The 11,715-nt window shown below is 69.7% G+C and carries 13 protein-coding genes, 1 tRNA gene and 1 pseudogene; 7 read left to right on the plus strand and 8 right to left on the minus strand.

Annotated features, from left to right (window positions below; all coding sequences use genetic code 11):
- Positions 1–28 precede the first annotated feature (28 nt).
- Positions 29–1,179: pseudogene (locus tag ACZ1DY_RS29475) on the plus strand (IS3 family transposase).
- Positions 1,180–1,567: 388 nt separating this feature from the next.
- Here the strand turns inward: ACZ1DY_RS29475 and ACZ1DY_RS29480 are convergent.
- A tRNA-Leu gene (locus ACZ1DY_RS29480) sits at positions 1,568–1,641 on the minus strand.
- A gap of 172 nt (positions 1,642–1,813) precedes the next feature.
- Here ACZ1DY_RS29480 and ACZ1DY_RS29485 point away from each other — a divergent pair.
- A complete protein-coding gene (locus ACZ1DY_RS29485) occupies positions 1,814–2,425 on the plus strand; it encodes an ANTAR domain-containing response regulator (RefSeq protein ID WP_005157321.1) in 612 nt (203 codons plus the stop codon).
- Between the two features lie 49 nt (positions 2,426–2,474).
- On the opposite strand, the gene ACZ1DY_RS29490 is transcribed toward ACZ1DY_RS29485, so the two are convergent.
- The 4 genes from ACZ1DY_RS29490 to ACZ1DY_RS29505 form a co-directional block, all read right to left on the minus strand.
- Positions 2,475–3,680: an alkaline phosphatase gene (locus ACZ1DY_RS29490; protein ID WP_465481605.1), complete on the minus strand. Its 1,206-nt coding sequence runs from the start codon at positions 3,678–3,680 to the stop codon at positions 2,475–2,477.
- A gap of 63 nt (positions 3,681–3,743) precedes the next feature.
- Positions 3,744–4,397 carry a response regulator gene (locus ACZ1DY_RS29495; protein ID WP_465481606.1) on the minus strand — a complete coding sequence of 218 codons (654 nt, stop codon included), beginning with the start codon at positions 4,395–4,397 and terminating at the stop codon, positions 3,744–3,746.
- Positions 4,394–5,914, minus strand: coding sequence for a sensor histidine kinase (locus tag ACZ1DY_RS29500; RefSeq protein WP_465481607.1), 1,521 nt, complete (start codon positions 5,912–5,914; stop codon positions 4,394–4,396). Before ACZ1DY_RS29500 ends, ACZ1DY_RS29495 begins: the two co-directional genes overlap by 4 nt.
- Before the next feature lie 10 nt (positions 5,915–5,924).
- Positions 5,925–7,367, minus strand: coding sequence for an alpha/beta hydrolase (locus ACZ1DY_RS29505; RefSeq protein WP_465481608.1), 1,443 nt, complete (start codon positions 7,365–7,367; stop codon positions 5,925–5,927).
- A 246-nt stretch (positions 7,368–7,613) separates the two neighbouring features.
- Here ACZ1DY_RS29505 and ACZ1DY_RS29510 point away from each other — a divergent pair, with 246 nt between their 5' ends.
- Genes ACZ1DY_RS29510 through ACZ1DY_RS29530 form a run of 5 tightly spaced genes read left to right on the plus strand, consistent with a single transcriptional unit; the run spans position 7,614 to position 9,772 of the window.
- A complete protein-coding gene (locus ACZ1DY_RS29510; RefSeq protein ID WP_192741251.1) occupies positions 7,614–8,078 on the plus strand; it encodes an Asp23/Gls24 family envelope stress response protein in 465 nt (154 codons plus the stop codon).
- Positions 8,079–8,119: 41 nt separating this feature from the next.
- Positions 8,120–8,296, plus strand: a complete 177-nt coding sequence (locus ACZ1DY_RS29515) for a hypothetical protein (RefSeq protein ID WP_185927356.1) — start codon at positions 8,120–8,122, stop codon at positions 8,294–8,296.
- A gap of 5 nt (positions 8,297–8,301) precedes the next feature.
- Entirely contained in the window at positions 8,302–8,685 is a 384-nt protein-coding gene (locus tag ACZ1DY_RS29520) for an Asp23/Gls24 family envelope stress response protein (protein WP_126736718.1), read from the plus strand.
- On the plus strand, positions 8,682–9,209 hold the full coding sequence (locus tag ACZ1DY_RS29525) for a DUF6286 domain-containing protein (RefSeq protein WP_465481609.1): 528 nt from the start codon (positions 8,682–8,684) through the stop codon (positions 9,207–9,209). The genes ACZ1DY_RS29520 and ACZ1DY_RS29525 overlap by 4 nt, the downstream gene beginning before the upstream one ends.
- Positions 9,206–9,772, plus strand: a complete 567-nt coding sequence (locus tag ACZ1DY_RS29530) for an Asp23/Gls24 family envelope stress response protein (protein WP_465481610.1) — start codon at positions 9,206–9,208, stop codon at positions 9,770–9,772. Before ACZ1DY_RS29525 ends, ACZ1DY_RS29530 begins: the two co-directional genes overlap by 4 nt.
- Before the next feature lie 4 nt (positions 9,773–9,776).
- On the opposite strand, the gene ACZ1DY_RS29535 is transcribed toward ACZ1DY_RS29530, so the two are convergent.
- The 3 genes from ACZ1DY_RS29535 to ACZ1DY_RS29545 all read right to left on the minus strand — a co-directional run bounded on the left by ACZ1DY_RS29535 (position 9,777) and on the right by ACZ1DY_RS29545 (position 11,643).
- Positions 9,777–10,490, minus strand: a complete 714-nt coding sequence (locus tag ACZ1DY_RS29535) for an anti-sigma factor (RefSeq protein ID WP_465481611.1) — start codon at positions 10,488–10,490, stop codon at positions 9,777–9,779.
- Positions 10,487–11,083 (minus strand): ECF RNA polymerase sigma factor SigK, encoded by a 597-nt coding sequence (gene sigK / locus ACZ1DY_RS29540; protein WP_126736739.1) that lies wholly within the window; start codon positions 11,081–11,083, stop codon positions 10,487–10,489. The genes ACZ1DY_RS29535 and sigK overlap by 4 nt, the downstream gene beginning before the upstream one ends.
- Positions 11,084–11,175: 92 nt before the next feature.
- Positions 11,176–11,643 (minus strand): MarR family winged helix-turn-helix transcriptional regulator, encoded by a 468-nt coding sequence (locus ACZ1DY_RS29545; protein ID WP_465481612.1) that lies wholly within the window; start codon positions 11,641–11,643, stop codon positions 11,176–11,178.
- Positions 11,644–11,715 lie beyond the last annotated feature (72 nt).

An 11,715-nucleotide genomic window follows, 5' to 3' on the forward strand; every position in this document is an offset into this window, starting at 1 on the left:
TGGCTTGTCGTCTGGAAGGCTGTCGATCATGCCGAAGGCTTATCCCGCTGAGTTCCGGGCTCGGGCGGTCGCCCTGGTCCGGGCTGGCAAGTCGGTCCGGGAGACCGCACGTGAGCTCGAGATCAGCGAGTCCTGCCTGCACAACTGGGTCAAGCAGGACCGCATCGACCACGGTGAACGTCCCGGTCTGAGCAGCACCGAGCACGCCGATCTCGTGGCGGCGAAGCGACGGATCCGCCAGCTGGAGACCGAGCTGGAGGTCCTGCGCGAGGCTTCGAAGATCTACGAGGAGCTGAAGGGCGACCCAAAAGGGCGTTCCCGGTAGTCGCCCGGCTCGCGGAGCGGGGGCTACCGGTCAAGATGGCCTGCCGGTTGCTGGAGGTGAGCCATTCCGGCTTCTACGAGTGGCGCTCGAGGCCGACCTCGCCGGCGGCGCTGCGTCGGGAATGGCTGACCGGGGTGATCACCGAGATCCATGCTCGCTCCCGCGGCACCTACGGCGCACCACGGGTGCACGCCGAACTGCGCCTGGGGATGGGCATCATGGTCAGCCGCAAGACGGTCGCCAAACTCATGCGGGCGGCCGGGCTGGCGGGGATTCCGCGGCGACAGACCCGCAAGAACCCGAAAATCGAGGTCCGCAGCGAAGACCTGGTCAACCGGAATTTCCTGCGCACCCAACCAAATCTGCTCTGGGTGTGCGACATCACCGAGCATCCCACTCGGGAAGGGAAGCTTTACTGCTGCGCGGTGCTGGACGCGTTCAGTCGCAAAATCGTGGGTTGGTCCATCGACAACAGCCAGAACACCACGCTCGTCGTGAACGCCCTGGAGATGGCAATCAGCAACCGGAATCCTAATCCTGGCACCGTTTTTCACTCCGACCACGGCGTGCAGTTCACGTCCTGGACCTTCACCAACCGAGTCAAGGCAGCCGGGCTGATGCCCTCGCTCGGAACCGTCGGTGACGGCTACGACAACGCGATGATGGAGTCGTTCTGGTCGAAGATGCAGACCGAACTCCTCGACCGCCGGAAATGGAAAACCCGGACCGAACTGGCCAACGAGATCTTCCAGTACCTCGAGATCTTCCACAACCGGCAACGCCGCCATTCCAAACTCGGATACCTCACCCCAGTCGAATATGAGAGACTCCACGAACTACAACAACCCGCCTGACACTCCACAGACGACGGTCCGGAGATCGGGGGCAACGCCAAGGTGTCCGGACAACCGGGGGAAGCTCAAGGTCTTCAACGAGCGTAAAACACTGCTCGACGCGCTAAGCCGAATCACTGACGATGGAGATGCCTCAGGCCCATCGAACGTGGACCGAGCGAACCTGCTGGACGCCCTGCCGTACCTGAAGGCCAACCTGCGCCACGCTCCAGCGGGCCTGCTTCACCGTCTGCTAGACCTGACACAGTTCACGATCAGAGTCCACTACAAGGACGACCAAGCGACCATCACGGCCACGCTCCCCGGAGACCTGGACTCGATATCCGCCATCAGCGACGTCGCGTCGCGGCAACAATGCCCAGGTCAGACTCAGTGTGCATCCTGCGAGTGCCCCCGGTGAGATTCGAACTCACACTGGACGGGTTTTGAATCCGTTGCCTCTGCCAGTTGGGCTACGGGGGCGGTGCCCGGTGAACTTTACGGGATCACGGGTCCGCGCCTTTCGCCGGGCCCGGGGTGTGATGCCCGTCTGACGTGGTGAACGCCATCTAGCCGTCTGGATCGTTCCCGGTAGGCTTCAGGTTCGCGGACTGACCGCGAGCCGAACTGCCCGACGACCTTCAGGAGGACCCCGGTGACCGAGCAGGCTGCCGAGGCCAATGGTGCCGTCGCCGCACCCCAGCGGCGGGTGCTCGTGGCCGAAGATGAGGCCCTCATCCGTCTGGATCTCGTCGAGATGCTCCGTGAAGAGGGTTATGAGGTGGTCGGTGAGGCCGGGGACGGCGAGCAGGCCATCAACCTGGCCACCGAGTTGAAGCCCGATCTGGTGATTCTCGACGTCAAGATGCCCAAGCTCGACGGTATCGAGGCCGCCTCCAAGATCACCGGCGACCGGATCGCGCCGGTCGTCATCCTGACCGCGTTCAGTCAGCGCGACCTCGTCGAGCGGGCCAGGGACGCGGGCACGATGGCGTATCTGGTCAAGCCGTTCGCCAAGCGCGACCTGGTGCCCGCCATCGAGCTGGCCGTGAGCCGGTTCGCCGAGCTCCAGGCCCTGGAGTCCGAGGTCGCGGGCCTCACGGACCGGCTCGAGACGCGTAAGGTCATCGACCGCGCCAAGGGGCTGCTGATGAGCCGTCAGGGGCTCACCGAGCCGGACGCTTTCCGCTGGATACAGCGCACCGCGATGGACCGCCGGACCACGATGAAGGCGGTCGCCGAGGCCGTCGTCGAAAGCATCGGCTGACCGGCATCCGTGAAGGCCACCTCCGTCGCCGGAGGTGGCCTTTTCCGGTTCAGAGGCCGCTTGCGGCCCGCATCACCCAGTGGACGTCGGTGTTCTCGACGGTGCCACCCAAACGGGTGGCACCGGGACCTTCGGCGGTGACCGGGGTGTCGGATCCGGTGTGGTCGTGGGTCGTCCAGTCGACGGTGAAGCGGAGCTTCGAGCCCGGGACGTCGAACGGGCCGTCCTGGTCGGGGTCGGTGTCGGAGGCGTCGTAGTTCTCGATGGCGAGCCCACCGGTCTCGTGGTCGCCGCCGATGATCACCAGCGTGTCGGGATGCGTGCGGACGAACCGCATGACCTCGGCGACGGTGGCGTCGAGTGCGCGGCCCGCGTCGATCACGCCATGCGCGTTGTTCTCGTGCGACATCCCGTCGGTTCCTTCCTCCTCCAGGAAGAGGAAGAAACCGCGTGGGTTCTTGGAAAGGGTGTCCAGCGCCTTGCGCGCCATCTGCTGGAGCGGCACCCGCGGCGCGTACTTCCCGACACCGTCCGGGCCGTAGTCGACCATGTCCTCGTTCGCGAACAGGCCGAGGATCCGGTTCGCGCGGGTGTTCCGCAGCTCTTCGCCGTCGCGTACGTAGGTGTAACCCGTGCGCTGGGCGCGTTCGACCAGGTTGCCGTACGGGCTGCGGCTCTCCTCGCCCGGTTTGTCCGGCCAGAGTCCGGGATTCCCCTTCGGGTACCACCAGTCCTCGCCGCCGCCGAGCAGGACGTCCGGGCGGCTGTTCTCGATGTACTGCTTCGCGATGTCACTCTGCGAGTCCCGGCTGGGCACGTGCGCCGCGAACGCCGCGGGCGACGCGCCGGTCACCTGCGCGGTCGTCACCAGGCCGGTCGACTTCCCCGCCCGTTTCGCCCGTTCGAGGATCGTCTCCAGCGGACGCCCGTGCGCGTCCACGCCGACCGCGCCGTTGCGCGTCTTGTGCCCGGTCGCGAGGGCGGTGGCCGCGGCGGCGGAGTCGGTGACGATCTCGCCGGGGTCGGCCGAGGACGTCCGAACGAGGCCGGTGACGGCGAGCCCGTCCATCGCCAGCCTGCCGTTCTTGCCCTTGAGCGCCAGGCGAAGCAGGTCACGCTGGCCGAGGCCGAGGCCGTCCCCCTGGATGTAGATGATGTTGCGTGCCGAGCGCGCGGTCGTGGTGTCCGCGACGGCGGCCGAGCCACCGCACAGGACCACCAGAACCGTCGCCGCCGCCAGACCACGTCCGCGCATATCGCCTCCCGTTAGTTAGGAACCTTTCCTAACAGAGAAGTCACGTAGAGGCCAGAGGCCCGCTCAGCCGCGCAGGATGCCCGCGTCGTGGGCGAGGATCGCGGCCTGGACCCGGTTCGCACAGCCCAGCTTGGCGAGGATCCGGCTGACATGGATCTTCACCGTGCCGCTCGAAAGCCGCAGCTCACTCGCGATCTCCGCGTTGCCCAGCCCACGCCCCACCCGCACCAGGACTTCGAGTTCGCGGGCGGTCAGCGCGTCCAGCCTTCGCCTCGCCCGCGCGACGGTGTCGGCGTCGGCCGCGTCGGCGTCGCGGAACCGGTCGATGACCTGCTTCGCGATCCGGGGCGACAGCACCGCCTCCCCGGCGGCCGCGGACCGCACGGCCTGGATCAGCTGCGCGGGATCCGTGTCCTTGAGCAGGAAGCCGGCCGCACCCGCGCGCAGGGCACGCGCGACGTAGGCCTCGTCCCCGAACGTGGTGAGCATGATGACCCGCACCTCGCGGGCGATCTCCTCCACGGCGGCGAGCCCGTCCATCCTGGGCATCCTGATGTCCATCAGCGCGACGTCCACGGTCATCCGCCGGACGACGTCGATCGCCTCCGCGCCGTCGGAGGCCTCGGCCACGACCTCGATGTCACCCGCCTGGTCCAGCAGGAGCCGCGCGCCGGCACGGAGCAGCGGCTCGTCGTCCGCGAGCAGAACCCGGATCATCGCTCCTCTTTCGGTACGGGGACCTCGAACCAGGTCTTCTCCACCAGCCGGTCGTCGCCGAAACAGAACCGGAAGATCGCGGCGGTCTCCGCGTCGGGCGGATCGGCGGCCGCCGTGTAGACGCAGTAGCTGCCCTCGGGTATCGGCGGCTCGTGCCCCTGCGCGGCGACCTGCGCCGACGGTTCGTTCGGGCCGAACCACTCCTCGACCTCTTCCGGTGTCATCCCGATCCGGACGCTGGCGAGCGGATCCTCGCTGTCCGCTGGCGCGAGCGGCGGCACGAAGGCCAGTGTCGTCAGCAGCAACGCGGCGACGGCGGCCAGACCCGTCACCAGCAGCAGCCCCGACTGAAAGCGACCTGGCCGCTCCTCGGCCACTTCGTCGACGAGAGGCGCGCCTGCCCGCAGCGGCAGCTCGGTCGTGACGGCGAAACCACCTTCCGGATCCGGCCCGGCCGCGAACACTCCACCGAGAAGACGGACCCGTTCACGCAGGCCGGTCAGCCCGCGACCGGTGCCGGGCAGACGCTCCGCCTCGACCCGCTCGGCGGTGTTGCGCACCACGACCTTCACCAGCTCGGGACCATGGTCGACGACGACGGTGACCGACGCCGCCGCGGCGTGTTTGTGCACGTTGGTCAGCGCCTCGCGCACCACACGGTGCACGGCCCGGCGGACCGGTGGCCGGACGCCGTCGAGGTCCGTCCCGCTCCAGTCCAGCTCCACGTCGAGGCCGGCGTCACGCGACGACGCCACCAGGCCCGCGATATCCGCCTTCGTACCGGCTGCGTCGGTGGCTTCGGCGGGGTCGGCCGGTTCCCCTCCCGGCCTCAGGATGCCGAGTGACTCCCGCAGTTCTTCGAGCGCGAGCTTGGCCGTCGACCGGACGTGGCCGGCGGCGTGGCGCAGCTCGGGATCCTTGCCCTCGGCGGCGACCTCCAGCGCGCCGGAGAACATCGTGATCAGGCTGAGCCGGTGCCCGAGCTGGTCGTGCATCTCCTCGGCGAGGCGCGAGCGTTCCTCCAGCCGGGCGCGGTCGCGCAACGCCACCACCAGCCTGGCCTGCTGCGCCTGCATCGCCCCGGCCAGCGCGGGCAGGACGAGACAGAAGACCGTCGAAACGACGATCACCACCAGGACGTACTGCCAGCGGAACGCGGGCTGGGTGATCAATACGACCGCGGCGGGCGACAGTGCCGCGACACCGAACAGCGGCCACTTCCGCCCGCGCGTCCCCGCGGTATGCGCGACGACCGCGAGGGCGACGCCGGTCGCGGGGAACAGCCCGAACGACACCGTCGCGGCGAGCAGTGCGGACACCGTGAACCGGCGGCGCGCCAGCGTCAGCACGACGGCGCCGACGATCACCGCGGCCGGTACCGGCCCCGTCGGGGAGAACACCTCCGGCCAGCCCCACGCGGGCAGCAGATCGGCGAGGAAGATCGTCACGCCCGCGACGAACCCGGCCAGGAGCGCCTCGGCGAGCACGGTTCCCCACCGCCGGTCGGTCCTTTTCACGATCCCAGCATCACACGGGACCGGTGGCGCAGCGGGCCGGGGCCGCGGGAAGCGTCAGATCGATCAGGTACCGGCTCACCCGCTCGTCCACACAGGACGATCCGCCGCCGAAGACGGCGTGCCCGACGTCCTCATTGGACAACAGCACCGCCGACTTGAGGCTCTCCGGCAACCGCCGCGCCCAGCCGTAGGGTGTCGCGGCGTCCTTCGTGGTCCCGACGAGCAGGATGGGCGGCGCGCCCTCGGCACGGACCGTCCGCGACGGAGCCGATCCGGTGGGCAGGAAGGCGCAGCCGAGCGCCTCCGTTCCGGGCGAAAGCCGGGAAACGCGGCGGAGCTCGCGCGCGGCGTCCTCGTAGGCGGCCAGCTCGGTGGGATGGGCACGATCGAGGCAGTTGACGACGGTGAGCGCGTCGGTCGTGTCTCCCGAGGGCTCCGGCTCGTCGGCCGGTTCGTCCGGCGAGTCGTCGGCGGGAGCATCGGCGGCGAGGATGATTCCGGACAGCTCCGCCCAGTCCGCCGGGAAAGTGAGCTTCGCGGAGATCTCCTGCCTGAGCGCGTTTCCGTCGCCCGCTTTGTCCGCTTTGGCCAGTACCCGGTCCACGGCGGCGAGGATTTCGGTCTCGTCCCGGCCAGGGCACGGCTTGCCGGTCCTGGTGGCGCACTGTTTCGCGTAGGTGAGCAGCGTGTCTTCCACCCCCTTCGCCTGCTCGACGGTGTCCGCCCGCCAATCCAGATAGGTGTTGTCGACGCCGTCGAGCACCATGGCGCGGATCTTCTTCGGGAACCGGTCGGCGTACAGCTGCCCGATCCGCGTGCCGTAGGAGTAGCCGAGGTAGTTCAGTTTCTCCTGGCCGGTGACCACCCGCAGGACGTCGAGATCGCTGACGACGTCGTCGGTACCGAGGTGCCGCAGCACGTTCTCCCCCGTGCCGCGCAGGCACGCCTCGGCGTACTGCCGGGTGCTCGGGACCTCCGCGCCGATCAGCGGCAGCCCGTCGGGCGCCTTCGAAGCGGGCTCGCCCTCGGTGTCGCACCGCAGCCGCGGTTCGCTGCCGCCGATCCCCCGGGGGTCGAAGCCGACCAGGTCGAACCGTTCCCGGACCGCGGCGGGCCAGGTACCCGCGATGTCCTTGATCATGGCGACACCGGACTGGCCGGGGCCGCCCGCGCCGGCGACGAGCGTGCCGAGCGGCCCCGGCCGGGTCGCCGCGGCCTTGATCACCGGCAGGGTGAACCTCGGCCCGTCCGGCCGCCGGTAGTCGACGGGCACGGTCAGTTTCGCGCACTGGAAGTCGTCGCAGGGACGCCAGTCCAAGGTCTGCCGGTAGAACGACGACAGGGCCGCCTCGCGCTCGGGTTCGTCCACTTTGGCCACCGGGGCCGGGCTTCCTTGCGACGTAGTACATCCGGCGACCAGCACGACCGACAACACCAGGCACTTCCAGCTCACGCGTAACTCCTGCCTTCGGGACACCGGACGATCCAACCGCGGCGCCCGGTCCTCGCACGACCTTCGACAGGCTGAAATGACGGCACCGTAGTCGGCCGTGGGGAGTAGGCCAAAAGACATACCCACGATCGGTGAGATCCAGACCACACGATCGGGTCGTGACGATCTTCGCGCGGCTGGGTCTATGGAGTGTGGAAGCGAAGAACTTCCACCGCAGGCAACGGAATCCGAACCGAGGAGATCGCGATGACGAACACCGCCACCACCGCCAAGCCGAACTCGAACTCCACCGCCCCGGCCGAGAACAGCGCGCTCGTCTCCACGCAGGGCGTGACCACGATCGCCGACACCGTCGTGCAGAAGGTCGCGGGCCTCGCGACCCGCGAGATCACCGGTGTCCACGCGCTGGGCGGCGGCGCCGTCCGGGCGTTCAACGCGCTGCGCGAGCGCATCCCCGGCGCCACCGCGTCCGCCGGGCAGGGTGTCTCCGTCGAGGTCGGCGAGCGCCAGGCCGCGGTCGACCTGCAGATCGTCGTCGAATACGGCGTCGCGATCGCGGATCTCGCCAAGTCGGTGCGCCGCAACGTGATCGGCGCCGTCGAGCAGATGACCGGGCTCGAGGTCGTCGAGGTCAACATCAACGTGTCCGACGTGTACATCCCGGGCGACGACGACGCCGACGAGAACAACGAATCCACCCGCGTCCAGTGACCACCGGCGCCGGTTCGCGCCCGACCACAAGGAGAACGTTCATGAACGCCACCCATCTCGGCCTGTTGACCGGTCTCGTGCTCGGCGTGGCCGGCGCGTTCGGCGGCTTCGGCGCCTTCCTCGTCGTGCTCGTGCTCGCCGTCCTCGGCCTGCTGGTCGGCCGGTTCCTCGACGGCAAGCTCGACCTTTCGGCCCTGTCGGGCCGCGACAGGGGCTGATCGCCATGACGACCATGACCGCCGCGCCCGGAACGGACGGGCGCGGCGCCCTGACCGTCGCCGACGGCGCCGTCGAGCGGATCGCCGCACGGGCGATCACCGAAATCGACGGCGTCGGCGGCGCGGCCTCCCGGGTGCTCGGGATCGCGGTCGGCGGTGAAGATCTCGACCAGGGCGCCAAGGTGAGCGCGCACGTCACCGGCTCGACGGCCACTTTGGACGTCCGGCTCTCGGTGAAGTACCCGCTTTCCGTGCGTGCCACCGCCGAAAGGGCGCGAGAGCACCTGATCCGCCGCGTGGGCGAACTGTCGGGCCTTGCCGTCACGCGGGTCGACATCACCGTCACGGCCCTGCATTCCACGGAGACCGAAACGAGGAGGGTCCGATGAAACGGCGCCCCCGCCGCACCGTCCCGGCCGTGCTGGTCGGCATCGTGGTGCTCGCCGGATGCGCGCTGGCCGCCACCGTCGCGGTCCAGACGATCATCGGCGAGAAACCGTGGATCCGCTACGACACCGTCGCCTCCGCCCTGCACGGCATCCGGTGGAGTGATCCGCTTCCGGCGATCGCCGGCGGCGTGGTCGCGCTGCTCGGCCTGCTGCTCCTCGTGGCCGCGATCGTCCCCGGGCGGCCCACCGTGCAGCCGCTCGGCGGCGGCACGGACTCCGGCGCCTCCCGGCGCAGCTACCGGTCGACGCTGCGCACCGCGGCGTCCACTGTGGATGGTGTCTCGGCGGCGAAACTGAAGGTCAAGCGGAGCAAGATCGTCTCGGTGGTCACCACCGGGCGGACGAACACCGCGGGGCTGGCCGACGCCGTCCGCGCGGCCATCGAGCACCGCCTCTCCCAGATCGGCCCCGCCACCGTCCCGGCCGTGCGGGTCCGCGTCAAGGCCACCAGGAGCGCGTCATGACCGACCTCAACCGTCCCGCCCGGCTGAACCGCACACTGCTGGTGCTCACCGGGATCGTGCTGCTCGCCGTCGGCGGGTTCGCCGTCGGCACCCATTTCGGCCGGATCCCGCTGCTCGATCCCGGTGCCACGCTCGTCCCCGGCACCGCCATGCCGCCCGGATGGGTCTGGTACGCCGTCGCCGGGGCCGCGGTGGTCGTCGGGCTGCTGGCGCTGCGCTGGCTGATCGCGCAGCCCGTCCGCAAACCGAAGTCCCACACCTGGCGGTTCGACCAGGAGACCGGTGAGACCTCCCTGGCCGCGAGCACCGCGGTGGAACCGTTCACCGCGGAGGTCGCGACCTATCCCGGTGTCCACGCCGCGCACGCCACGCTCGGCGGAACGCAGGACGCGCCGGTGCTGGCCGTGGTGCTCAGCGCCGAGCAGGACGGCGATCTGGCCGCCATCCGCGAGCGGATCGCCGACGAGGGCCTGCCGCGGCTGCGCCAGGCGCTGGATCTCGCCGAGCTTCCGATGACCATCGAGTTCCGCTTCTCCGCGAAGACCGGATCCCGCATCCAGTGACCCGCTAGACCAGGTCCACCATGACCACCGCCGGAACGGTCGGGGCAGGCGAGCCACCGGCCGGTTCCGCGGTGATGCCGACCCGGTCGATCGCGCCCGGCAGGTCCACCAGGACCGGCCGGGTCCGATGTGGACCGTCCGGCGCCAGCAGCCCGGCCGAATGCACGCCACTCGCCCCGATGAGCCAGACCTGATACGCCTTGCCGGGCGCCAACGGCGGGAGATCACCCGCCAGTACGACGACCTTGCCCTTGCTCCGCGAGGTCACGACCGTGGTGGCCCCTCGTTCGCCGCCCTTGACCGTCGACGCGTCGGGCGCGGTGAGCACGGCGTTGACCGAGGCCAGCTGCTGCTGGGCGGGGTCCGCCCCCGGATCGGTGGTCGTGGTGACCAGGCTGAACACCAGCGCTCCGACGGCCGCCGCCGCGGCACCCCATAGGGCGATCCGCGTCTTCACCGGCCCGCCCTGACGCGCGACAGCGACCAGCGGAGGCCACTGACGGGTGCGGGCGACCTCCGCGAGCGTCGCTTCCCGCAGCCTCGGCGGTGGCGGGGTGGCGAGCGCCGAGCCAAGACGCGCGGCGGCCTCGCGGAGTTCCCGGACCTCCTGACGGCACGCGGGGCAGCCCCGCAAGTGCCGTTCGAAGGCCGCGGCCTCCTCCTCCGGGACGGCGTCCACGGCGTAAGCCCCGGTCAGTGTGTGCAGTTCCGCCGTCATTGCCCGACCCCCAGGCAGTCACGCAACCGGATCAGGCCGTCGCGGATGCGGGTCTTCACCGTGCCGGGCGCGGTCTTGAGCACTTCCGCGACTTCCGGATACGTGTAGCCGTTGTAATAGGCCAGCACGACCGATTCCCGTTGCAGGTCGGTCAGCGCGGACAGGCACTGGCGCACCCGCTGCTGCTCCAGGTTGCTGATCGTCGACTCGGCGACCTCGTCGAACGGGCGGCGGAAGTCGAGTCTTCCCGCGCGATCGTCGCGGTCGAGCGCGGCCTGATGCGAACGCACCCGGTCGACGGCCCGCCGGTGCGCGATCGTCAGCACCCAGGAAAGCGTGCTCCCCTTGCCCGGTTTGAACCGGGCCGCCGTCCGCCACACCTCCACCAGGACCTCCTGGGTGACCTCCTCGGCGAACGTGCCGTTGCGGACGACCCTGTTCACCACTCCCCACACCGGTCCCGCCACGACGTCGTACAGGTCGGCGAACGCCTGTTCGTCACCCGCCGCGACCCGTTGCAGCAAACTCGTCTCGGCCGGCTCCGCTCCGGAGCCGCCGTTTCCGCGCGGACTCGTCCGCACACCCTCGACCATCAAGCCGCCTCCACCTCACCCGACGCCCGGCTACGCGGTGCCGTGACGTCCGGGAGGGATTCGGTGCCGAGGGCGGATCGGACTGGTCCGGGTCACCCCTGTTCTTCGAGCACGCTGTCCATTGTGGACTTCAGATGCCGCAGGAAGGCCTCGAACCGTTCGATCTCCTCCGCCGGGTACCCCGCCACCAGCGCCGCGAGCCCGGCGCTGAACGGGCCGAAGAACTCGCGCGCCGGCCCCTGGATGTCCGGGCCGCTGCGCAGGGTCACCCGCCGCCGGTCGGCGTTCTCCCTGGTTCGCACCACGTAGCCGAGGTTTTCCAGCCGGTTCAGCAGATTCGTGGTCGCGCCGGAGGTCAGCGCGATGCGTTCGCCGAGCCGGGCCGGGGACAGCGGCGAGCCGGTGTCTTCGGCGTAGAGGATCTCCACCAGCGCGGCGGCGTCGGTGGCGTGCAGGCCGAGCCAGTCCGCGAACCGCCGGGTGAACTCGGTGTAGTTCGCCCCGAAACTCCGGAGGCCGTCCAGCAGCGACGCGCTCCGCGCCGCGACATCGTCCGCCATCACCCCTCCTCGGATCCGTGCTTTGACAACCTACCGGCCGCAAATATACCTTCATGATGAAGCAACTTTCTC

Source organism: Amycolatopsis sp. PSD-21 (assembly GCF_055561455.1).

Bases quoted from the DNA above. Each gene is read 5' to 3' on its own strand.
- ACZ1DY_RS29535 (WP_465481611.1), bottom strand. From the start codon at position 10,490: ATGACGGCGGAACTGCACACACTGACCGGGGCTTACGCCGTGGACGCC.
- ACZ1DY_RS29515 (WP_185927356.1), top strand. From the start codon at position 8,120: ATGAACGCCACCCATCTCGGCCTGTTGACCGGTCTCGTGCTCGGCGTG.
- ACZ1DY_RS29545 (WP_465481612.1), bottom strand. From the start codon at position 11,643: ATGGCGGACGATGTCGCGGCGCGGAGCGCGTCGCTGCTGGACGGCCTC.
- ACZ1DY_RS29495 (WP_465481606.1), bottom strand. From the start codon at position 4,397: ATGATCCGGGTTCTGCTCGCGGACGACGAGCCGCTGCTCCGTGCCGGC.
- ACZ1DY_RS29525 (WP_465481609.1), top strand. From the start codon at position 8,682: ATGAAACGGCGCCCCCGCCGCACCGTCCCGGCCGTGCTGGTCGGCATC.
- ACZ1DY_RS29520 (WP_126736718.1), top strand. From the start codon at position 8,302: ATGACGACCATGACCGCCGCGCCCGGAACGGACGGGCGCGGCGCCCTG.
- ACZ1DY_RS29530 (WP_465481610.1), top strand. From the start codon at position 9,206: ATGACCGACCTCAACCGTCCCGCCCGGCTGAACCGCACACTGCTGGTG.
- sigK (WP_126736739.1), bottom strand. From the start codon at position 11,083: ATGGTCGAGGGTGTGCGGACGAGTCCGCGCGGAAACGGCGGCTCCGGA.
- ACZ1DY_RS29510 (WP_192741251.1), top strand. From the start codon at position 7,614: ATGACGAACACCGCCACCACCGCCAAGCCGAACTCGAACTCCACCGCC.
- ACZ1DY_RS29490 (WP_465481605.1), bottom strand. From the start codon at position 3,680: ATGCGCGGACGTGGTCTGGCGGCGGCGACGGTTCTGGTGGTCCTGTGC.